We start from the raw sequence: 20,817 nt of genomic DNA on the forward strand, positions 1-20,817 counted from the left end.
TTGCAAATGGCTTCAGCTGAGAAACGCCAGGCCCTTGTTGGCGGCGACTGCGCGTTCGAAGGCCAGGTTGGCGATGGCGGTGTCCTGGGCGCCGGTGCCGGTCAGGTCGCACAGCGTGACCTCATCGGCACTCACCCGGCCCGGTTGCAGGCCGGCAATGATCTGGCCCAGTTCGCAGTGACCGGCCTGTTCACCAACCGCGCCGGCACGCAAGGCGTGGTGCAGTTCGCCCAGTACCCGGGTCTGGCTCAGGCGGTCGGCGACGTAGCGGTCGAGCCGGGCCAGGGCCGTGGGTGCGATTTCATTCTTGTGCTCGGCGTCCGAGCCCATGGCGGTGATATGCAGGCCGGGCTGCAGGTGATGCGGCTGGATCAACGGCGTGCGGCTTGGGGTGCAGGTGATAGCGATGTCGACCGCCTGCATGGCTTGGTCGACACTGTCGCAAGCCTGCAGCTGCAAGCGCCCATCGCGCCCGAGTTCGTCACACAACGCCGCGGTCTTGTCCGCATCGCGGCCCCAGACCTTGACCTGCTCGATCGGCCGCACCAGGCGCAGTGCCTGCAGTTGCAGGCGCGCCTGCTCACCGCTGCCGATCAGCGCCACCCGGCGGCTGTCCTGACGCGACAGCCAGCGTGCGGCCCCGGCGCCCGCCGCAGCAGTGCGCACGGCAGTGAGGTAACCGTTGTCGAGAAGCAAGGCATCGAGCAGGCCGGTGCGTGCCGACAGCAGCATCATCATGCCGTTGAGGCTGGGCAGGCCAAGCTTGGGGTTGTCGAAGAAGCCCGGGCTGACCTTGATTGCGAAGCGCTCCAGCCCTGGCAGGTAAGCAGTCTTCACGTCCACTTCGCCATTGTGCTCAGGCACGTCCAGACGCAGGATCGGTGGCATCGCCACCTGGGCCGTGGCGAGCAGGGCAAAGGCCTGTTCGATGGCATCGACCGCGGCGCAGTCCAGGGTGATGCAGCTACGCAAGTCGGCTTCGCTGAGCAAGGTGATGGCCGGCATTGGAAATACCTCCAGTGAGGGAAAGGTGAGTACTCAGGCGTCGCCGCCATTGAGCACGCGCAGGTGCTGCGCGCTGTCGACGTTGCGCCCGCTGACCACCACCACGACCGGGCCACTGGCGGTTACCAGGCCGTCGAGCAGCGCAGCGATGCCCACCGCGCCGGCGCCCTCGAGCACCAGCCGTTCGTGCTGGTAGGCATGGCGCATGCCGTTGGCGATCGAGGCCTCCGACAGCAAGTGGATCTGGTCGAGCAGGCGTCGGGTCATGGCCAGGGTGTACTGGTTGTCCAGGCCGATGCCGCCACCGAGCGAGTCGGCCAGGGTCGGCAACTCCTCGACCTCGACCGGGCTGCCGGCCTGCAGGCTGGCATTCATCGCGGCACCACGCTGCATGCTGATGCCGTGGGTGGTGATCGCCGGGTTGATGCTTTTCAGTGCCAGCGCCACGCCGGCGAACAGGCCACCACCGGAGAGCGGGATCAGTACCTGTTCGACTTCGGGCAACTGCTCGATGATTTCCAGGCCCAAGGTGCCTTGGCCGGCGATGACCTGGGGGTGGTCGAACGGTGGGACCAACGCTGCGCCGTGATCGGCGCTGTACTGCAGTGCGGCTTGCTGCGCATCGTCCTGGGACTGGCCGGCGATGCACACTTCGGCGCCCAGTTCACGGATGGCCCGGACCTTGTTGTCCGGTACCAGTCCAGAAAGAAACACGGTCGCCTTCACCCCCAGTTGCGCCGCCACATGGGCGACCGCCCGGCCATGATTGCCGGTCGAGGCAGTGACCACGCCACGTGAGCGTTGCTCGGGGCCGAGGGCGGCGATGGCATTGCTGGCACCGCGCAGCTTGAAGCTGCCAGTGGTCTGCAGCGCTTCAAGCTTCAGGTAGACCGGCGTACCCAGGCGACGCGACAAGCTGGGTGACAGCTCCAGCGGCGTGCGGCGCACGAGGCCATGGATACGCTGGCGGGCAAGATAGAGATCGTGAAGCGAGAGCGCTGACATGATCGTGACCCAACAAGTGACCTGATGTTGGGCGGAGTGTATGAGGCGAAAATTGTCACGATGAATGTACTAGGGCAATTTGCCTGAGATTTTGTCTTGCCCGGCCATTCAAAGCTCATGGATCTGCGGGTACTGCCCGAACAGCTCGCGCATATCGCCCAGGGCCTGGCGCAGTTTGGCCTCGGAACACTCGGCACCCACGCACAAGCGCACCGCTCGCGGTCGCGGTGTGCCGCGCACCAAGAACGGCTCCGGCGGCGTGACCGCGATCTGCCGGCGGCGCAAGGCCCGCACCAGGCTGTCCACCTCCCAGCGCTCGGGAATGTTCAGCCACGCGCCCAGTGCATGGGGATGCTGACCGCGCAGATAGTCACCGGCCTGGGCAGCAAGTTCGATCACTACCCGTCGCAGTTGTCAGGCGGCCAGCAACAGCGTGTGGCGATAGCCCGGGCGCTGGCGATGCGGCCAAAAGTGATGCTGTTCGACGAAGTGACCTCGGCGCTGGACCCGGAGCTGTGTGGCGAGGTGCTGAACGTGATTCGCCGCCTGGGCAGCGAGCACAACCTGACCATGCTGATGGTGACGCACCAGATGGGCTTTGCCCGGGAGTTCGCCGATCGCGTGTGCTTCTTCTATAAAGGCCAGATCCATGAACAGGGGACGCCGGCGCAGATCTATGAAAACCCGCAACAGGAGCGTACCCGGGCGTTCTTGAGTGCCGTGCGCGAGGCCAACTGAACGACGATTGCCGTTTCAGTCTGCACATCAGTGAGCGATCGAGTGGCAGCGCTGCTCGATCGCTTGCGTGAACGGTTGCGGGGCGCGCCAGCACATTGGTTCAGGAATTTCTGAACTAATTATTTTCCCGCAGCGATTTATCCCTCCCCGCACATCCCACCAGAATCGCTTCACGACAATCACAATAACCGTGAGGCCACTCCCGTGGACCAGACACTCCAGGTACGGCAAGCTGCCGCCGACCTCGTATCCGCCTTCGCCAGCAACGACACCGCCCGCTACTTCGCCTGCTTCAGCGAAGACGCCACCTTCCTCTTCCATACCTTGCCGCACCCCTTGCTGTCGCGCCGCGCCTACGAAGAACTCTGGGCCCAGTGGCAGGCCGAAGGCTTCGCCGTGCTCGGCTGTGTGTCGAGCAATACCCAGGTAAGCCTGCATGGTGACGTGGCGATCTTCATGCACGATGTCGCCACGCACATCCGCATCGCCGGTGAGGAACACCAGCTGAGCGAGCGCGAGACCATCGTCTTGCGCCGCCAGGGCGAACGCTGGCTGGCCTGCCACGAGCACCTGTCGGTATTCAGCGCAGCCTGACCCCTTTCACGCGGCCCTGCCGCCCTGCCATCGCACCCACAATAGGGCCCGTGCCGCGCACCGGCCTACAACTACGCGCTGGAGCCTCACCATGAGCCACTCGACCGGTATCGAGACCAACGGCGTCGAACAGATCCCCGACGATCAACGCGACGCCTCCCCGCTGGACCTGTTCCGCCTGATCTTCGGCGGTGCCAATACATTCGCCACCGCGGTGCTGGGGAGCTTCCCGGTATTGTTCGGCCTGTCGTTCCAGACCGGCGTCTGGGCCATTCTGCTCGGTGTCGGCGTGGGGGCGCTGATCCTGGCGCCGATGGGCCTGTTCGGTGCACTCAATGGCACCAACAACGCCGTGTCGTCCGGCGCCCACTTCGGCGTGCACGGGCGCATCGTCGGCTCGTTCCTGTCACTGCTGACGGCCGTGGCGTTCTTCTCGCTGTCGGTGTGGAGCTCCGGCGATGCACTGGTCGGTGGCGCCAAGCGCCTGGCCGGGTTGCCGGAAACCGACCTGACCCTGGGCCTGGCCTACGGCCTGTTCGCCGTGCTGGTGCTGGTGGTGTGCATCTTCGGCTTCCGCTTCATGCTGTGGGTCAACAAGATCGCCGTATGGGCGTCGAGCCTGCTGTTCCTGCTGGGCATCTTCGCTTTCGCCGGGCCCTTCGATGCCGGCTTCGCCGGGAGCGTCAACCTCGGCCAGGCCGGGTTCTGGGCAGCCTTCGTCGGCGCGGCGATCCTGGCCATGAGCAACCCGGTGTCGTTCGGTGCCTTCCTCGGCGACTGGTCGCGCTACATCCCGCGCCAGACCCCCAAGGCGCGCATCATGCTGGCCGTGATCGCCGCCCAGGCCGCCACGCTGATTCCGTTCCTGTTCGGCCTGTGCACCGCCACCCTGGTGGCCACCCAGGCACCGGACTATATCGCCGCCAACAACTATGTCGGCGGTCTGCTGGCCGTGGCGCCGAGCTGGTTCTTCCTGCCGGTGTGCCTGATTGCCGTGATCGGCGGCATGTCCACCGGCACCACCGCGCTGTACGGCACCGGGCTGGACATGTCCAGCGTGTTCCCGCGCCTGCTCAGCCGCGCCGGCGCCACCCTGCTGATCGGTGTGCTGGCGATCGCCTTCATCTTCATCGGCCGCTTCACCTTCAACCTGGTGCAGAGCGTGTCGACCTTCGCCGTGCTGATCATCACCTGCACCAGCCCCTGGATGGTGATCATGATCCTCGGCCTGATCACCCGCCGCGGCTTCTACCACGCCGACGACCTGCAGGTGTTCACCCGCGGCCAGCGTGGTGGCCACTACTGGTTCCTGCATGGCTGGAACTGGCGCGGCATGGGCGGGTGGATCCCCAGCGCAGCGATCGGCCTGTGCTTCGTCAACCTGCCGGGGCAGTTCGTCGGCCCGCTTGGCGACCTGGCCGGCGGCATCGACCTGAGCCTGCCGGTCACCCTGGGCATCGCCGGCGCGCTGTACCTGCTGCTGCTCAACCTGTTCCCTGAACCTGCTGGCGTGTATGGCCCCAATGGCCCGCGCTGGGTGCGTTGCAAGAGCACCCGGCACATGCCGGTGACCACCGCCGAAATGGCCTGACCTGGAATACGACCATGACCACTTCCCATTACATCGCTGGCCGCTGGGTCGAAGGCCAAGGCAGCGACTGCATCACCGTCACCGACCCGTCGCTGGGCGTGCCATTCGCCGAAATGATGGCGGCCAGCGTCACTCAGGTCGACCAGGCCGTGGCGGCCGCACGTGATGCACTGCCCTCCTGGAAAACCCTCGGCGCAGCCGCCCGTGCAGCATTCCTGCGGGGTTTTGCCGAGCAGTTGGGCCAGCGCCGCGAAGCGCTGATCGCCCTGCAGATGCGCAACAACGGCAAGCCGCGCCACGAGGCGGAAATCGACCTGGACGATGCCGTCGCCACCTTCGCCTACTACGCCGAACTGGCCGAGCAGTTGCCGGAAAAGAACCGCGAAGTGCCGCTGGCCGCCCCCGGTTTTACCGCCCGTACCCGCCTGGAACCGGTGGGTGTGGTCGGCCTGATCGTGCCGTGGAACTTCCCGCTGGTGACCAGCGCCTGGAAGCTCGCCCCGGCCTTGGCCGCAGGCTGCACCGTGGTACTCAAGCCCTCGGAAGTCACCCCGCTGATCGAGCAGGCCTACGGCCAGATCGCCGACGAAATCGGCCTGCCGGCCGGCGTGTTGAACATCGTCAACGGCAAGGCCGAGACCGGCGCGGCCCTGAGCAGCCACAACGGGCTGGACAAGCTGTCGTTCACCGGCAGCAACAGCGTCGGCAGCCAGGTGATGCGCAGCGCTTCGGCACAATGCCGGCCGGTGACCCTGGAGCTGGGTGGCAAGTCGGCGATCGTGGTGTTCGATGATTGCGACGTGGAGCAGGCGGTGCAATGGATCGTCGCCGGCATCAGCTGGAATGCCGGGCAGATGTGCTCGGCCACTTCGCGCCTGCTGGTGCAGGATGGCATTGCCGATGCGTTGCTTCCCCGCCTGCAGCAGGCACTGGAAAAACTGCGCGTGGGCAATCCATTGAGCGAAGAAGTGGACATGGGGCCGCTGACCAGCCAGGCGCAATGGCTGAAGGTTGCCAGCTACTTCGCGACCGCCCGTGAAGAAGGCTTGCAGTGCCTGGCCGGTGGCAAGGCGCTGGACCGCGAGGGTTGGTTCGTCAGCCCGACGCTGTATGTCGATGTGCCTGTGGATAGCCGCCTGTGGAGCGAAGAGATCTTCGGCCCGGTGTTGTGCGCGCGTCGCTTCTCGACCGAGGCGCAGGCCATTGCCGAAGCCAACGACAGCCGCTTCGGCCTGGTTGCCACCGTCTGCTCCGCCGACCTGGAACGTGCCGAGCGCGTAGCCGATGCGCTGGAAGTCGGCCATGTGTGGATCAACTCGGTGCAGGCGGTGTTCGTCGAGACCTCGTGGGGCGGCACCAAGGGCAGCGGGATCGGGCGAGAGCTCGGGCCTTGGGGCCTGTCGGGGTATCTGTCGGTGAAGCATGTGACGCGGTGCCTGGGCTGATGAGCGCAGGGGGCCGCTTCGCGGCCCAATCGCCGGCAAGCCGGCTCCCACATGAAAATCGGCAGCGCTGCTGATTCACTGTGGGAGCCGGCTTGCCGGCGATGGGCGTTACGCCGGCTCGTCAGCCGGGCGCGAGCCTTCCTGCACCAGCACCATGCTCTGCGGCGAAGACAGGGAAATGCCCTCGTCGCGCAACTGGCCAAGGATGGTGAACAGCAGGTCGCTGCGCGCCCCCGACACCTGCCGCGGCCCGGCCACGTAACCACTGACACCGATCACCATGCCGGCGCTGGTCAGGTCCTTGAACGTCACTGACGCCGACGGCGCATCGAGCACCGCCTCGTGTTCCTGGAAGGCCTTGAGCAACACCTCGCGCACCCGGTTGGCATCGGTTTCCAGTGGCAGGGTCAGGGTAATGCTCACCACGCCCAAGGCGTTGCCCATGGTCACGTTGCGCACGTTCTGCGAGATGAACTGCGAGTTGGGCACGATCACCGTGGAACGGTCGGACATCTGGATCTCGGTGGCGCGCACGTTGATCCGGCGGATGTCACCCTCGACCCCGGCCAGGCTTACCCAGTCACCCACCTTGACCGGACGCTCGGTAAGCAGGATCAGGCCGGAGATGAAGTTCTGCACGATCTGCTGCAAGCCGAAACCGATACCGACCGACAGCGCACTGACTACCCAGGTCAGGCTGGTGAGGTTGATGTGCAGGGTCGACATCACCATCATCGCCAGGAACAGGAAGCCCAGGTAGCCCACCAGGGTCACCAGCGAGGCACGCATGCCGGCGTCCATGTCGGTTTCCGGCAGCAGCCGCTCGCTCAGCCAGCGCTTGAGCACGCGAATGGCGAACAGGCCACCGAAGAAGATCGCCACCGCGAGCAGGATGTCCCGCGGCACGATGTTCAGGTTGCCCAGCATCTTGCCACCGGTGCCGTCCCAGTCGCCCAGGCTGACCAGCAGCTCGCTCGGGCTGGTGCCCGACGGCATCAGCGCCAGCAACACGGCAAGGAACAGCAACGTGGTGCGGGCGACACCGCTGAGGATGGTGCTGGCCTGCGCCTGGTGGCGGGGCGCCAGGCCGAGGGTCGAGGCCAGTGCCAGGCCGCCGGGCTGGCGGGGCGACAGCAAGGTCTCGCACAGGTCGCTGAGGAAGGTGGTCAACAGGTAGGCGCAGGTCGCCACCACACTGATCCACAGCAGCTTGGCCGCCAGGAAGTAGGCCAGGGTCAGGTAGCCGGCCAGCAGCGCCAGGGTGATCAGCGCCACCCACACCACGACCACGAACGGAATCAACCCGGCCAGGCCGCTGGGGCGCTCCAGGTCATGCTTGCGCAGGGTGCGGCGGTAGCACACCAGTGCCGCCGAGAAGATCACGGCCACTACCAGCGCGGTCAGGCCGTTGGTCGCCACGGTCAGCGCCAGGCTGGTGCCGATCACGCTGTTGATGCGCTCCATGGTCAACATGACCATCAGCGCCAGCGCCAGTATCTTGGGGAACCAGCCCAGGGCGCTGGCCACATGATCATGGATCGGCGGCAGCCGCCAGGAAGGGCGCTGCAGCATCAGCATGGCGCGGCCCAGGCCGGAGATGAAGGCGCTGAACACCACCAGGGCAAGGAAGTGATTGGTCAGGCTGCCGATATCGGAGCCCAGCTCGGAGCTGCTTTCCAGGCCCCAACGGAGCAAGGATACCGAACCGGCAATGGTGCCCAGAGTGGCCAGGCTGACGCTCAGGGCCAATGCACTGCGGCGCAGGCGACCGACCGGCAGCCAGCGAACCATGGCGTCGGCGAGCAGGCGTTCGAGCAGCCGGCGTACCAGCGTCCAGACCAGGATCGCGCCCACCAGGCTGGTCAGGAAGAACCAGCGGTGGCCCGGACTGAAGGCACTGGCCACCGCGTCGGCCGCCTCGCCGCGCAAGTCGCGCAGGCGGTACACGTCTTCGTCGGTGGGGCGGATCAGCGACTTCCAGAACGCCGGCGTCAGCGGGCTGGCTGCGCGGCTGGTGACCTGCGAGTTGAACTGGCTGCGGCGCAGGTTGACGATCTGGGTGGACAGGTCACGGGCCGACTGGGTCAGCTTGGCGGCCTGTTCCTGCTCGGCGAACACCGCCTTCCTTTCCGCTTCGAGCGCCTTGCGCTGCAACGCGAGGCTCTGGGCTTCGTCCGGTTGCACCGGGCCGATGACCTTGAGCTTGTCGTCCAGCTTCTGCACATCGGCCGCACGCAAGGCGCTCAAGGCATCGGCCTGGCGCTGGACCTGCACGGCGGCCAGGCGCAGCTGCGACAGCAGGTCGTCGTTGGCATTGCTGGTCACGCCCTGGCGAATCTGGTCGAGCCGATCGCTCAACTGCGCGAAGCTGGCGTCCTCCTCCAGCACCGGCAGTTCGGCGGCAGCCAGGCTGGACACTGGCACGGCGGGTGCCGACCAGGCCGGGCTGGCCAATGCCAGCATCAGGGCCATCATCCCAAGGCAAACACGGGAAAGGCTGCAGAGCCTCATCGGATATTCCTCTTTACACTTCAATCTGGCGGTGGATTCTACGCGGCTTGTGCCGATCAGAAGAGTGCCGTTTCTCGCAACAATTTATAGCCAATCTCCTTGGCCGAGAGAAAGTGACCATCCAAGGTTTGGTATGCCATTGCTCCACACCCCCAACCACGCATAGAATTGAGAACCATTCACAATCATATTGCGCGCGGGAGCTTTTGATCCTGGTGGGAATTACTGGCCCTATCGCCGGCAAGCCGGCGATAGGGCCTTCAGTCCGCCACAGCGCGCAACTTGCCCACCCGCCGATACGACTGACGGGCAAAGCACACGAACAGCCCGGCCATGATCGCCAGCGCCATGGGCAACCCATGCGGCGCGACATCCATCGCCGCGCCACTGACCAGCGGCCCGATCAGGCTGCCGACGCCCCACAACAGGCCGACGCTGGCATTGGCCGTCACCAGGTCCTGGCCCTTGAAACGCTGGCCGATCAACACCAGCGCCAAGGTATAGATGCCCCCCGCAACCGCGCCCAGCACCACCAGCAACGGCCACAGCAGCCAGGTCATGCGCAGCAGCCAGGGCAAGGCGATACCGATCGCCATCGCCACCAGCCCGCACACCAGGTGCAGCCCGGTCCGCTCAACCCGGTCGGCCAGCCAGCCCAATGGCAGCTGGAAGACCATGTCGCCGGCGAACACCACCGTCACCATCAGTGCCGCCACACCCACGGCAAAACCATGGCTGGTGGCATACACCGGCAGCAGCGACAGCACCACCGCGTCGAAGAACGAGAAGAACAGCACCGCCACGCACAACGCCGGCGCCACCCGGAAGAAACCGGCCAGGCCAAAGCTTTTCTCGCCTTCCTCGCCATGCTCGACATGGTCGTTGGGCACGGTCAGCAGGATGCACAGCAGGGCCAGGCCGTAGCAGATCGTCACCACGCCGGTGATCCACGGGCTGTTGGCTCCGAGCAACGCCAGCAACGCCGGGCCGAGCACCTGGAAGCCGGTGAAACTGGTCGCATACAGCGCCATGATCTTGCCGCGGTTATGGTCCGGGCACAGCTCGTTGACCCAGGACTCGCCAAGGATGATGGCGATGCCCATGCCGATCCCCAGCCCCAGGCGCAGCACGGCCAGTAGCGCGATGGAGTCGAACGCCGACTCGAGGAACGCGATGCTGGCGGTGCACAGGCTGAAGCACAGCAGGTAGATGGTGCGCCGGGTCAGCAGTCGGCAGCAGGCGTCGACCATGAACGCCGAGAGCATCATGCCTGCGGCGGGAATGGCCGAGATGATGCCGATTTCCAGGGTGCCGGCCCCGGCGTCGTGCAAACGCAACGACACCAGCGGCAGGCTGGCCCCCAGACTGAAGCCAACGACCGAAACGGCGAACAGAAGGCCCGCCAGCAAACGCATGTTCATGTACCACTCCAAGCAAAACCGAAAAGACGCGCAGATACAGGCGCCCACGCGCACGCCGGGATGGCGGACGACGCAGGGGCAGAGGTCAGTTCAGGGCAAGGTGTGGCGAGAAGGTGAAGGCAAACAGCACGCTGCGCCGACGCTTGAGCACCGTATCGCTCGGCCACGCGCGACGCATGGCCTGGTGGGCAGGCTGGCGGGCATGGGGGAGGCTCTGGGTACGGCGCATTGCTTGGGTTACTACGCAGGTGGGGAAAAAAGAGGCGGCACTCTAGGCCAAGCCAGGTTGAGTCGTCAATCGCTGGGGCTGCTATGCAGCCCCAAAGATTTCATCGCTTGCTGGTCTTGGGCAGAAACACCGCCAACAACCCGAACAACGGCAGGAACGAGCACAACCCATACACGTACTCGATACCGCGCAAGTCCGCCAGATAGCCCAGCAACGCCGCGCCAATACCCCCGAAGCCGAACATCAGCCCGAAGAAGATCCCCGCAATCATGCCCACGCTACCCGGCACCAGCTCCTGCGCATACACCACGATCGCCGAGAACGCCGAAGCCAGGATGAAGCCGATCACCACGCTGAGCACGGTGGTCCAGAACAGGTCGGCATACGGCAGCGCCAGGGTGAACGGCGCCACGCCCAGGATCGAGAACCAGATCACGGCCTTGCGCCCGATGCGATCACCGATCGGCCCGCCGAAGAAAGTGCCAGCGGCCACCGCGCCGAGGAACAGGAACAGGTGCAGCTGCGAACTGGCCACCGACAGGTCGAACTTCTCGATCAGGTAGAAGGTGAAGTAGCTGGTGAAACTGGCCATGTAGAAGTACTTGGAGAACACCAGCAGGCCCAGCACGATCAACGCCGCGATCACCCGCGGGCGAGAAATGCCATGGGTGGCCTGTACGGCCTTGCGCGCCTTGGCCTGGTTCAGGTGCTCCTTGTACCAGCGGCGCAGCATCAGGGTCACGGCGAAGAACAGCAGCCCGGCCACGCCGAACCAGGCCACGTTAGTCTGGCCGAACGGGATGACGATGGCGGCCACCAGCAACGGACCGAACGCGGACCCGGCATTGCCACCGACCTGGAAGGTCGACTGCGCCAGCCCGAAGCGCCCGCCCGAGGCCAGCCGTGCGATACGCGAGGTTTCCGGGTGGAAGGTCGACGAGCCGATGCCCACCAGTGCCGAAGCCAGCAGGATCATCGGGAAGCTGCCGACGAATGCCAGCATGACAATACCTACCAGCGTACACAGGGTGCCGAGCGGCAACAGGTTGGGCGCCGGCTTGCGATCGGTGAAGAAGCCGACCCAGGGCTGCAGCAGCGACGCGGTGATCTGGAAGGTCAGGGTAATCAGGCCGATCTGGGCGAAGCTCAGGTCGTAGTTGGCCTTGAGCATCGGGTAGATCGCCGGTAGCACCGACTGGATGAGGTCGTTGATCAGGTGCGCCAGGGCGCAGAAGGCGATGATGCGCATCACCAGCGGGTTGGCTTGGCTCGCCGAACCGCTGCTGGCAGTGGGTGTGCTGCTGATAGCCATGGGCTTGAATTCCGTGCGCGGGTTTGGGATCCGATTATCAGGAAATAAATAGATACATAGCTACCTTTTTTGTCCCCTGATCGGCACGTACTTGTAAATGGTTCTCAATATATTTAGCATCCTTGCATCACTTCCTCCGTAATCGTTGGGCGAAACCGCCCTTGTACGAGCACACCATCCATGAGCCCGACGCCCGCCTCGCAGTCACCGGCCGATCCCCAGCAGCAAGCGCTGCAATGGTTCTCTCGCCTGCGCCAACCTGGCTGCGATGAGCGCGAGCGCCAAGCGTTCGGCCGCTGGTGCCAGGCCCCGCACAATGCCCGCGCCTATGCCGAGCTCGAGGCCTGCTGGCAGCAAATGCAAGCGCCCCCTGCCCGGCCTCGACCGCGGCCGGTCAAGGTCAAGCGCAGCCGCCTGGGCCAGGGGCTGGCCCTGCTGTTCGTCCTGCTGCTGGGGCTACTGGCCTACCTGTACTGGCCGCTGATGCAGCGCCTGGGCAGCGAGCTGCATACCGGCGCCGGCGAACGGCGCAGCGTGCGCCTGGCCGACGGCTCGACCTTGCACCTGGACAGCGCCAGCGCGATGAACGTCGAACTGCGCGGGCGCAACCGGCAACTGCAGCTGGTGCAGGGCCTGGTGGATCTGGAGGTGAAGCTCGACGGTCGCACCCTGGAGGTGCAGGTAGACGATGCTCGTATCCAGGTGTTCGGCACCCGGCTGATGGTGGCGCGCCATGCCGGGCATGACGAACTGCTGGTGTTCAACGGCAAGGCGATGATCGTGCAGGGCGCTGACCAGCGCATGGTCGCAGCCGGTGAACGCGTGACATTCAACGAGGCGCGGATCGACCCGGTGCAAAATGCCGATGTAAAAACCGCAGACGCCTGGCGCAGCGGCCGCCTGCACGCCAGCGAAATGCCCCTGGGCCAAGTCGTCGAGCGCCTGGCCAGTTACCAGGGCAGGCGTGTGTGGATGATGGACGAGCAGACGGCCTATCGGCGCGTGAACGGCGATTTCAACCTCGACCGCCCTGACCAGAGCCTCCGGGCACTCGCCGCCGAGCAGCACGTGCAGTTGTACGACGTACTCGGCCTGTGGCTGATCGTGCGCTAGAACCGGGGGCGGCGGCTAAGTTTTTGAAAGCGTGCAAATTTTTTTGAAATGAGTGTTGACACAGGTGCCGCACAAGGGAATAATGCGCGCCATCGGCTACATAGCTCAGTTGGTTAGAGCATAGCATTCATAATGCTGGGGTCCGGGGTTCAAGTCCCTGTGTAGCCACCAAACTTGAAAAGGGCTTACCGCAAGGTAGGCCCTTTTCTTTTGCCTGCAGAAAAGCGGCAACGCTGGTGCTCTCCTGCGAGCCCACCATTGCCATGCGCTGGCTGATCCCGCGCTTTCATGACGCGCACCCGGACCTGCAGCTGCACCTGGTGGCCGCAGGTGGACCTGTGGACTTCGCCCGCAGCGGCGTCGACCTGGCACTACGCCGCGACGACTTCCATTGGCCACCAGCACTGCACAGCGTGAAGATCTGCGATGAATGGACAGGCCCGGTCGGCCGCGCCGGCAGCGACAACCTCGATGGCCAACGCCTGCTGCATAGCAGCTCCCGACCAAGCGCATGGCCCACCTGGCTGCGCCTCTGTGGGCGGCAGGCAACGCACAACGAACGCAGCGACTACGAACACTTCTACCTGTCGCTACAGGCGGCCAGCGCGGGCCTGGGCCTGGCCATCGCCTCGGCACTGATGGTGCGCGGCGAACTCGGCAGCGGGCAGCTGCAGGCACCGTTCGGCTTCCTGCGCGACGGCTCCGCCTACCACCTGCTCAGCCCACAACCCCTGGATGACGGCGGCAAGCGCCAGCGCTTCAGCGACTGGGTCATCGCCGAGAGCCGGGCCTGCCTGGCTCACCTGGGCTTGCTGCAGAACGACGAATCCGAGCTGCCATCCCCGCCCCAGGTGCGATAGCCCGCCGTATCGATATGGATGCGGCCTGTCGGGTAGCGCCCAAGGCCCATGCTCCAGGCCGGCCCGTATTGCTGCCAGAAGCGGCACAGCGGGTTGGGGTCGGCCCAGCCCGGCAGCAGGATATCGACTGCGAAGGCGCGGGTATGGGCGCTGCCCACGGCACCGCCGGCGCAGCGGTTGAGGCCTGGTTCGCGGTAGGCGGAAACCACTTCGAACTGGCGCAGGATGCCTTGGTCGTCGAGGGTCTTGATCAGCGCCAGTGTGGAACGTACTGCGGGCCAGTTGGCAGTCGGTGGCACCGCGAACGGTGAAGCGCGGCACAGCGTCCAGTCGGACGCCGAGCGCAGCAACTGGTGAATCGGTACCACGCCATAAAGGCGGGCATTTACCAGCATATCGCGGAAAGGTCGGGTCTGATGATCCCCCGCCCATTGAGCGAACATCCACAGGTCACGCTCGTCGGCCAGCGCCGTCCCCGTGATCAATGCCGCCGCTATCAGCCATGCCCTCGCCCGCTTCATCCCTGCCCCCTGCCTCATGAGCCAACGCCTCCCCCCTGTGGGAGCCGGCTTGCCGGCGATAAGGCCAGCACAGGCAATTCAAGTCAGTCTTCGAGCAAAGTACAAGCCATCACCAGCGCATCCTCGCGCCCCCCGGCAACCGGATAGTAATCACGCCGGCGCCCGATCTCGTTGAACCCGTAGCGCTCGTACAAACGGTAGGCCGACTGGTTGCTGGCCCGCACTTCGAGGAAGCACTCCCGCCCATTGAGCTGATAGGCCCGCGCCATCAGGTGCTCGAGCAGGCGCAAGCCCAGGCCGCAGCCCTGGTTCTCGGGTTTGACGGTGATATTGAGCAAGTGCGCTTCGTCGATGATCACGTTGATCACGCCATGGCCAACCTGCTGCTGGCCATCGAACATCAGCCACACTTCGTAGGACTTGAGCGCATCCTGGAAGATGCCGCGGGTCCAGGGGTGGCTGAACGCGGCATATTCGATCTTAAGCACGGCATCCAGATCCGCCTCGGTCATCGGGCGGAAACTGATCGATTCACTCATTCAACGCTCTTCCAGCGCGCCATCAGCTGGCGCATCGCTTGCCAGACGTCCGCCTTGCGCTGCGGCTCGTCCATCAACAGTTCAAGGCCCGGCAAGGCCCAGGCATCGCCCAGGCCGTCGAGCTGCAGTACTTGGTAATAGGTGTGTTCTTCGGCACCGGCAGCGAAGCGCAGGGCCGGCAGGCCGATCAGCCACAGACAGGTGCAGGGTGCTTCTTCCAGGCGCGCCTGGATGAAGCCCTGGACGAAATCACGTGCCGCGTCGGGCCCCTGGTCCATGTTGCCGCGCACCAGCAGCGGCCAGCGCACTGGCTCGCCGATGATCTGCGGCGCGTCGGGCAAGCCGGCTGCGCGCAGCATGTCCTTGAGCAGCAGGTAGGACGGGTCGCGGCTCTGGAACGGCTGCCCGGTGGCCAGCTCCACCAGCAGCAGGCAGCTGCCGGCACGCAGCAGCTGCAGCGAGAAGCGCGGCGGCGGCACCCGTGCCGGACGTGGCGCCGGGGCCTCCTGCTCGGCCTCGACCGGCTTGGCTGCGGGCTTGGGCGTGCTGGCCGGGCGCGGAATCTCGATTTTCGGACGTTCGCCGGAGCGCGCTTGGGGGGCGACTGGCGCCTGGTTGGCAGCCGGTGCGGCTGGCCTGGCCTCGAAGTCGACCTCGTCGACCGGCGCTTGCGGCAACAGCAGCTCGGGGCGCGAAGGTGCGGCGAACGGCAGTTCGGCGCGCGGCAGCCAATGCACCACTTGCATGGCGGAAAGGTAGGCGCGGCGGCGGGGCTCGGTCAGCAAGGCACGGTTTCCGGGGGGGAATAATCAGTCGGGCATTCTAACGCTGTTGGCCAAGGAGCGCCGCAACTGGTCGGCAGAAAGTTGTTGTCCACACGGGCCTCATCGCCGGCAAGCCGGCTCCCACAGGTACAGAGGCCAGAGAATTCCCCAGCAAAATCAGGGGTAATCCCTCATTACAGACCAAGGGGTGAAATCCTCCCCCCCGGATGCAGTACAATCGCCCCCTTTTTACTTGGCAACGAGTAGACGCCAATGATCGAACCCAAGCGCGTCCTGCGCGCCCTAGCCGAACACTGGGCCCTGATCGAGCCGCTGTGCGAGCGCTTCGACCAAGGCACCCTGAGCCTGGTCGAACTGCGCCAGCAACTGGGCCGCCAGCAGGTGGAAAGCACGCCGCAGGACATCACCCAGCTGCTCGACGTGTGGATCCGCCTGGACATCCTGGTTCCGGTGGCCAAGAGCCCGAACCGTTTCGAGCTCAATGCCCAGATCCACGACTTCCTCGCCTACCTGCGCCGCGAGCACCGCCTGGGCCTGTGCCTGGAGATCGAGGCCTACCTGCGCCACCTGGAACGCCTCGCGGGGCATATCCAGGACGCCTTCGACAACCGTGACAGCGACGACCTGGCGCGCCAGCTGCGCCTGCTCGACATGCGCGTGCGCGATGTCCTGAAGAAGCTCGACAACGACGAGCAGGCGCTGGTCGCCGTGGCCGAACGGGCCAAGACCAGCAACCGCCAGATCCCGCTGCGCCAGCGTTATGCCGAAGTACTGGCGACCTGGGACGAGTACGTCGAGCCGATGATCCAGCTGGTCAACGCCGACGGCGCCTTCGAACAGGGCGTGCGCAAGGTCGAGACCGTGCTGCTCAAGCTGCTCGGCGAACAGGCGCGCCTCGGTCATCTGGTCGACGATGACATGCTGTTGCGTACCCACGCGCGGATCCTGGAAATGCAGACCAGCGCCCAGCTGACCCTGCGCCATGCCCGCGAGCTGCTGCTGCCGCTGCGCGAAGAAGCGCGCCGGCACAACGCCGTGACCCGTGGTGCGGCGCTGGCCCTGTCGGTGATCCGGCGCAAGGGCATCGACGCCGTGCCGCAAGCCGCCATGCCGTTGTTCACCCGTCCGCAGAGCACCTTCCTCGGCAGCGCCAGCCAGGTCGAGGCGTATGTCTACGCTCTGGCCCGCTTCGAACCGAAACCGGCCAAGTTCCCCAAGGCCCACAAGACCCAGAGTGGCCCGCTGCCGCGCGCACCGCGCACGGTCAAGGAAATGCTCGAACGCTGCCAGGACGCCCTGCCGCTGCCCGACCTGATGGTCTGGCTGCTGGAGCAGGAGCCCGAAGGCGCCACCGACGAACTGCTGTACTGGTTCTCGCGCCTGTCGCGGGAGAAGCGCTTCACGCGCGAACGCCTGGAACGGCGCGACTACACCACCCAGGAACACTTGGTCAGCCTGCGCTCGTTCGCCCTGTCGTCCAGCCGCGAAGCGCAACCTGAAACCCACGCGAGCCCAGCCAATGCATCTTGATCTCTCCGAACTGTCCCAGCTCGCGCCGATCTTCCGCGAGCTGTTCAAAGGCTTCCATGTCAGCCGCCGCGACCCGGAAATGTACGCCCAGCTGTCGAATTTCCAGGACCAGTACCGCACGCTGTTCAAGGCCCTGGGCTTCGAGCTGGTCTGCGATACCCGTGGCTTCTACTACTTCGTCCCCGACCAGGCCGCCGCGCAGGTCAACAAGACGGCCCAGCGCCTGTCGCTGTTCACCTTCATCCTGGTCGAGCACCTGGCCGACCAGGGCCGCGACCCGATGGCCGTGCTCGATGGCGGCAGCATCGGCCGCGACGAGCTGCCCTCGCTGCTGGACAAGTACCGCGACCTGTTCCTGCAGGCCGAGGTGCAGACCGTCGACGAGCTGGAAGAAAAGATCATGCGCCGCATGACCCAGCTGGGCTTTGCCCATGAAGAAGGTGGCATCTACCGTTTCCTGCCGCCGATGCACCGCTTCCTCGACGTGTGCCTGTCGGTGCAGCAGGACCGCGACCTGGCCGCCAGCCTGCACAGCGATTTGCCGCTGCCGACCCCGGTACTGGTCGAGGAAGAGACCCCGGAAGAACTGGCGCGCACCGACGACCCGCTCGACCTGACCCCGTTCGAGGCCGAGGAAAGCGAAGAAGAGGCCCTGGCCCGGGCCATCCGCGAAGAGCAACAGGAGATTGACGCATGAGCCAGGAACGCTACGGCATCCGCCGCTTCGCACTGCTCAACACCGCCGGCTACAGCCTTGGCCTGTTCCCCCTGGAACACCCGCTGTCGGTCTACGGCGCCAACAACCTGGGCAAGTCGGCCTCGATCAACGCCCTGCAGTTCCCGATCCTGGCGCGCATGTCCGACATGAGCTTCGGCAAGTACAGCCTGGAGCAGTCGCGCCGCTTCTACTTCGCCAGCGACACCTCGTACATCCTCTGCGAACTGAACCTGCCCCACGGCCCGCACGTGATCGGCGTGGTCGGCCGCGGCCCGGGAGGTGGTTTCGGTCACCAGTTCTTCGCCTACAAAGGCGAGCTGGACCTGGCCCACTACCAGAAGAACGACACCTGCCTGCGCCAGAAAGAGCTGTTCACCAACCTCGAGCGCCTGGGCCTGAAGGCCTATGAACTCAAGCCCGACGAACTGCGTCGGCTGCTGGTCGGTGGCCACACTTCGGTGCCGCTGGACCTGACCATGATCCCGCTGCGCTCGACCAGCGAGCAGAGCCTGAAAACCTTCCGCGCACTGTTCATCAACCTGCTGCACATGCGCGAAATCACCGCGGCCAAACTCAAGCAGCTGTTTCTCGACGCGTTCGAGCACAGCCTGCGTTCGGGCAGCGTCGACTACATCGCCGCCTGCGAAGAAGCCTTCCGCGACGTGCGCCGCATGGAACAGGACTACAACGCCCTGGTCGCTGCCGGCCCCCTGGTCGAGGCCCTGGCCGGTGGCGTGACCCAGCGCGACACCCTGCGCGGCAAGCTGCACCGCCTTTCGCCGCTGCTCGACAACCTGCTGGGCACCTGGCAGGAATACGCCATGGCGCGCAAGGAAGAACTGGTCATCCAGGCCGAGCACTACCGTGGCGAGCAGGACCGCCTGCAGAACGACCAGCGCGGCGGCACCCAGGAGCTGATGCGCCTGGAGCGCGAGATCACCGGTATCCAGCGCTGGCTGGGCGAGCTGTCGGTGCTCAAGCACCGCTTCGCCCTGGTCGATGACGTCAAGGTCCTGGAGCAGCAGCTGCTGGCGGCCAAGGACGCCCACGACGAGCTGGCCGGTGCCCTGGCCCAGTCGCGCCAGTTCTCTGCCGAAGACCTCGACGAGCGCGTGCGCGACCTGGAAAAACGCCTGAAGCAGGTCAAGCAGCAGCTCGACCACGCCGACAACAACAGCTACGCACGCCTGCGCGAAGAGTTCTCGCAGGGCGACGTCGACCGCCTGATGCGCCTGTTCAACGGCGCGCTGTTCAGCCTGCCATTGGGCGAGCGCGGCATCGAGCTGGACGACAGCGACCTGTGGGTGAAATCCCTGGAAGCGGTGCTCGACAGCTTCAAGGGCGAGCGCTTCGAGGCCCCGGGCATTTCCATCGACCTCTCGCACATCGACCCGCCCGCCCTGCAGGCCCTGGCCGATCGTGCAGCGCTGCGCGACCAGAAGGACCGCCTGGAGCGCGAGCTCAAGCAGCTCAAGACCCAGCAATCGGTGGCTGCCGACCGCACCGCCTCCAAGGCGCAGACCGAAGCGCTGTACCAGCAGGTACTGGATGCCCAGAAGGCGCTGGAAGATTTCCGCCGCAGCGAAACCCTGGCTGCCGAAGAACCCGAGAAGCTGGAGCAACTGGCGCAGCTGGAAGCCGCCCAGGATGAGCTCAAGCGCTCCAGCGATGCCTTCACCGAGCGCGTCCAGCAGCTGTCTGCCAAGCTGCAGCTGGTCGGCCGCCAGATCGGCGACCTGGAGTCCAAGCAGCGCACCCTGGAAGACGCCCTGCGCCGTCGCCAGCTGCTGCCGGCCGACCTGCCGTTCGGCACGCCGTTCATGGAAGCGGTCGACGACTCCATGGACAACCTGCTGCCGCTGCTCAATGACTACCAGGACAGCTGGCAAGGCCTGCAGCGCGTCGACAACCAGATCGAGGCGCTGTACGCCCAGGTACGCCTCAAGGGCGTGGCCAAGTTCGACAGCGAAGACGACATGGAGCGTCGCCTGCAACTGCTGGTGAACGCTTATGCGCACCGCACCGACGAAGCCCTGACCCTGGCCAAGGCGCGCCGCGCGGCCGTCACCGACATCGCCCGGACCTTGCGCAACATCCGCAGCGACTACGACAGCCTCGAACACCAGCTGGCCCTGTTCAACCGCGAGATCAACAAGCGCCAGGTATCGAACCTGGAGAGCTTCCGCGTGGTGCTGGCGCCGAACAAGGAAGCGCTCAAGCACATCGACCAGATCATCCACAGCGCCGGCCAGTACGAGGAAGGCGAGACCCTGTCGGTGTTCGACCTGACGCAAAGTGCCGAGCAGGACCACAAGAACGAAGAGGCCAAGGAATACCTGGCACGGCTGGTGGCGGCCAACCACAACCAGCTGGGCCTCAAGGACCTGTTCGAACTGGCCTTCGAGATCACCAAGATCAATGGCCAGCCGGTGATCCACGCCGACATCGACGGCGCGGCGTCCAACGGCACCACCATGACCATCAAGGCGCTGACCAACATGTACCTGTTGCTGCACCTGATGGACCGTGACCTGGCCGGGCGCATTCGCCTGCCGTACTACCTCGACGAGGCGGCCGACATCGACGAACGGAACCAGGCGGCGCTGCTGGAGACCAGCCTGCAGCTGGGCTTCGTGCCGATTCTGGCGAGCGTGAAGCCGCAGGTGTCGGCGCGGGTGGCGATCGATCTGGAAGGTGGCAGCGGGCCGAATGGCATCTACATCGACGAGGCGGACTGGAAGTACATCAGCCGGCTGGATGAGGTGAAGGCGATCGTGCGCGAGGATGAGGCCGAGGAACTGGCCTGATTCGGTGCACGGGGCCGCTTTGCGGCCCAATCGCCGGCAAGCCGGCTCCCACGAGGATCTCTAGTGCTCTTGAAGGCTGTGGAGATCCCTGTA

At 65.4% G+C, this 20,817-nt stretch carries 17 protein-coding genes, 1 tRNA gene and 2 pseudogenes; 10 read left to right on the top strand and 10 right to left on the bottom strand.

The window, feature by feature from the left end; all coding sequences use genetic code 11:
* Positions 1 to 12: 12 nt before the first annotated feature.
* The 3 genes from eutC to PPL01S_RS25020 form a co-directional block, all read right to left on the bottom strand.
* Positions 13 to 1,005, bottom strand: a complete 993-nt coding sequence (eutC, locus tag PPL01S_RS03805) for an ectoine utilization protein EutC (RefSeq protein WP_016392119.1) — start codon at positions 1,003 to 1,005, stop codon at positions 13 to 15.
* A 33-nt stretch (positions 1,006 to 1,038) separates the two neighbouring features.
* The gene (gene eutB, locus PPL01S_RS03810) at positions 1,039 to 2,010 is read right to left on the bottom strand and encodes a hydroxyectoine utilization dehydratase EutB (protein ID WP_028625289.1); all 972 of its coding nucleotides are present in this window, start codon (positions 2,008 to 2,010) and stop codon (positions 1,039 to 1,041) included.
* Between the two features lie 108 nt (positions 2,011 to 2,118).
* Positions 2,119 to 2,409 carry a hypothetical protein gene (locus PPL01S_RS25020; protein ID WP_444517570.1) on the bottom strand — a complete coding sequence of 97 codons (291 nt, stop codon included), beginning with the start codon at positions 2,407 to 2,409 and terminating at the stop codon, positions 2,119 to 2,121.
* Between PPL01S_RS25020 and PPL01S_RS24455 the strand changes: the two are divergent.
* The 4 genes and pseudogenes from PPL01S_RS24455 to PPL01S_RS03835 form a co-directional block, all read left to right on the top strand.
* Positions 2,404 to 2,748, top strand: a pseudogene (locus tag PPL01S_RS24455) (ATP-binding cassette domain-containing protein); the annotation flags it as partial. The gene PPL01S_RS25020 and the pseudogene PPL01S_RS24455 sit on opposite strands and share 6 nt — an antisense overlap.
* Positions 2,749 to 2,952: 204 nt before the next feature.
* On the top strand, positions 2,953 to 3,342 hold the full coding sequence (locus PPL01S_RS03825) for a YybH family protein (RefSeq protein WP_016392115.1): 390 nt from the start codon (positions 2,953 to 2,955) through the stop codon (positions 3,340 to 3,342).
* Between the two features lie 91 nt (positions 3,343 to 3,433).
* Complete coding sequence (locus PPL01S_RS03830; RefSeq protein ID WP_028625288.1) at positions 3,434 to 4,933, top strand: purine-cytosine permease family protein; 1,500 nt, start codon at positions 3,434 to 3,436, stop codon at positions 4,931 to 4,933.
* 14 nt (positions 4,934 to 4,947) lie between these two features.
* Positions 4,948 to 6,378 carry an aldehyde dehydrogenase family protein gene (locus PPL01S_RS03835; RefSeq protein ID WP_016392113.1) on the top strand — a complete coding sequence of 477 codons (1,431 nt, stop codon included), beginning with the start codon at positions 4,948 to 4,950 and terminating at the stop codon, positions 6,376 to 6,378.
* 108 nt (positions 6,379 to 6,486) lie between these two features.
* On the opposite strand, the gene PPL01S_RS03840 is transcribed toward PPL01S_RS03835, so the two are convergent.
* The 4 genes from PPL01S_RS03840 to PPL01S_RS03850 form a co-directional block, all read right to left on the bottom strand.
* A complete protein-coding gene (locus PPL01S_RS03840) occupies positions 6,487 to 8,889 on the bottom strand; it encodes a DUF3772 domain-containing protein (protein WP_028625287.1) in 2,403 nt (800 codons plus the stop codon).
* A gap of 260 nt (positions 8,890 to 9,149) precedes the next feature.
* Positions 9,150 to 10,310 carry an MFS transporter gene (locus PPL01S_RS03845; RefSeq protein ID WP_028625286.1) on the bottom strand — a complete coding sequence of 387 codons (1,161 nt, stop codon included), beginning with the start codon at positions 10,308 to 10,310 and terminating at the stop codon, positions 9,150 to 9,152.
* Between the two features lie 85 nt (positions 10,311 to 10,395).
* Positions 10,396 to 10,539 carry a hypothetical protein gene (locus tag PPL01S_RS25380; protein WP_016392838.1) on the bottom strand — a complete coding sequence of 48 codons (144 nt, stop codon included), beginning with the start codon at positions 10,537 to 10,539 and terminating at the stop codon, positions 10,396 to 10,398.
* Between the two features lie 100 nt (positions 10,540 to 10,639).
* Positions 10,640 to 11,851: an MFS transporter gene (locus PPL01S_RS03850; RefSeq protein WP_016392839.1), complete on the bottom strand. Its 1,212-nt coding sequence runs from the start codon at positions 11,849 to 11,851 to the stop codon at positions 10,640 to 10,642.
* A gap of 180 nt (positions 11,852 to 12,031) precedes the next feature.
* On the opposite strand from PPL01S_RS03850, the gene PPL01S_RS03855 reads away from it, so the two are divergent.
* The 3 genes and pseudogenes from PPL01S_RS03855 to PPL01S_RS03865 all read left to right on the top strand — a co-directional run.
* The gene (locus PPL01S_RS03855) at positions 12,032 to 12,964 is read left to right on the top strand and encodes a FecR family protein (RefSeq protein ID WP_016392840.1); all 933 of its coding nucleotides are present in this window, start codon (positions 12,032 to 12,034) and stop codon (positions 12,962 to 12,964) included.
* A gap of 94 nt (positions 12,965 to 13,058) precedes the next feature.
* Positions 13,059 to 13,135, top strand: a tRNA-Met gene (locus PPL01S_RS03860).
* 62 nt (positions 13,136 to 13,197) lie between these two features.
* A pseudogene (locus PPL01S_RS03865) lies at positions 13,198 to 13,824 on the top strand (LysR substrate-binding domain-containing protein); the annotation flags it as partial.
* On the opposite strand, the gene PPL01S_RS03870 reads toward PPL01S_RS03865, so the two are convergent.
* The 3 genes from PPL01S_RS03870 to PPL01S_RS03880 form a co-directional block, all read right to left on the bottom strand.
* The gene (locus PPL01S_RS03870) at positions 13,764 to 14,345 is read right to left on the bottom strand and encodes a D-Ala-D-Ala carboxypeptidase family metallohydrolase (RefSeq protein WP_016392842.1); all 582 of its coding nucleotides are present in this window, start codon (positions 14,343 to 14,345) and stop codon (positions 13,764 to 13,766) included. The pseudogene PPL01S_RS03865 and the gene PPL01S_RS03870 overlap by 61 nt on opposite strands.
* Positions 14,346 to 14,428: 83 nt before the next feature.
* The gene (gene rimI / locus PPL01S_RS03875; protein ID WP_008095185.1) at positions 14,429 to 14,884 is read right to left on the bottom strand and encodes a ribosomal protein S18-alanine N-acetyltransferase; all 456 of its coding nucleotides are present in this window, start codon (positions 14,882 to 14,884) and stop codon (positions 14,429 to 14,431) included.
* Positions 14,881 to 15,669, bottom strand: coding sequence for a hypothetical protein (locus PPL01S_RS03880; protein ID WP_016392843.1), 789 nt, complete (start codon positions 15,667 to 15,669; stop codon positions 14,881 to 14,883). The genes rimI and PPL01S_RS03880 overlap by 4 nt, the downstream gene beginning before the upstream one ends.
* A 252-nt stretch (positions 15,670 to 15,921) precedes the next feature.
* Between PPL01S_RS03880 and mksB the strand changes: the two genes are divergently transcribed.
* From mksB to mksF, 3 genes are read left to right on the top strand one after another with little or no spacing between them, the layout of a single operon-like run.
* Entirely contained in the window at positions 15,922 to 17,199 is a 1,278-nt protein-coding gene (gene mksB / locus PPL01S_RS03885) for an Mks condensin complex protein MksB (protein WP_016392844.1), read from the top strand.
* Positions 17,189 to 17,896, top strand: coding sequence for an Mks condensin complex protein MksE (gene mksE / locus PPL01S_RS03890; RefSeq protein WP_016392845.1), 708 nt, complete (start codon positions 17,189 to 17,191; stop codon positions 17,894 to 17,896). Before mksB ends, mksE begins: the two co-directional genes overlap by 11 nt.
* Positions 17,893 to 20,724, top strand: a complete 2,832-nt coding sequence (mksF, locus tag PPL01S_RS03895) for an Mks condensin complex protein MksF (protein ID WP_016392846.1) — start codon at positions 17,893 to 17,895, stop codon at positions 20,722 to 20,724. Before mksE ends, mksF begins: the two co-directional genes overlap by 4 nt.
* Positions 20,725 to 20,817: the final 93 nt, after the last annotated feature.

Source organism: Pseudomonas plecoglossicida NBRC 103162 = DSM 15088, assembly GCF_000730665.1.
GTDB classification, from domain to species: Bacteria; Pseudomonadota; Gammaproteobacteria; order Pseudomonadales; family Pseudomonadaceae; genus Aquipseudomonas; species Aquipseudomonas plecoglossicida.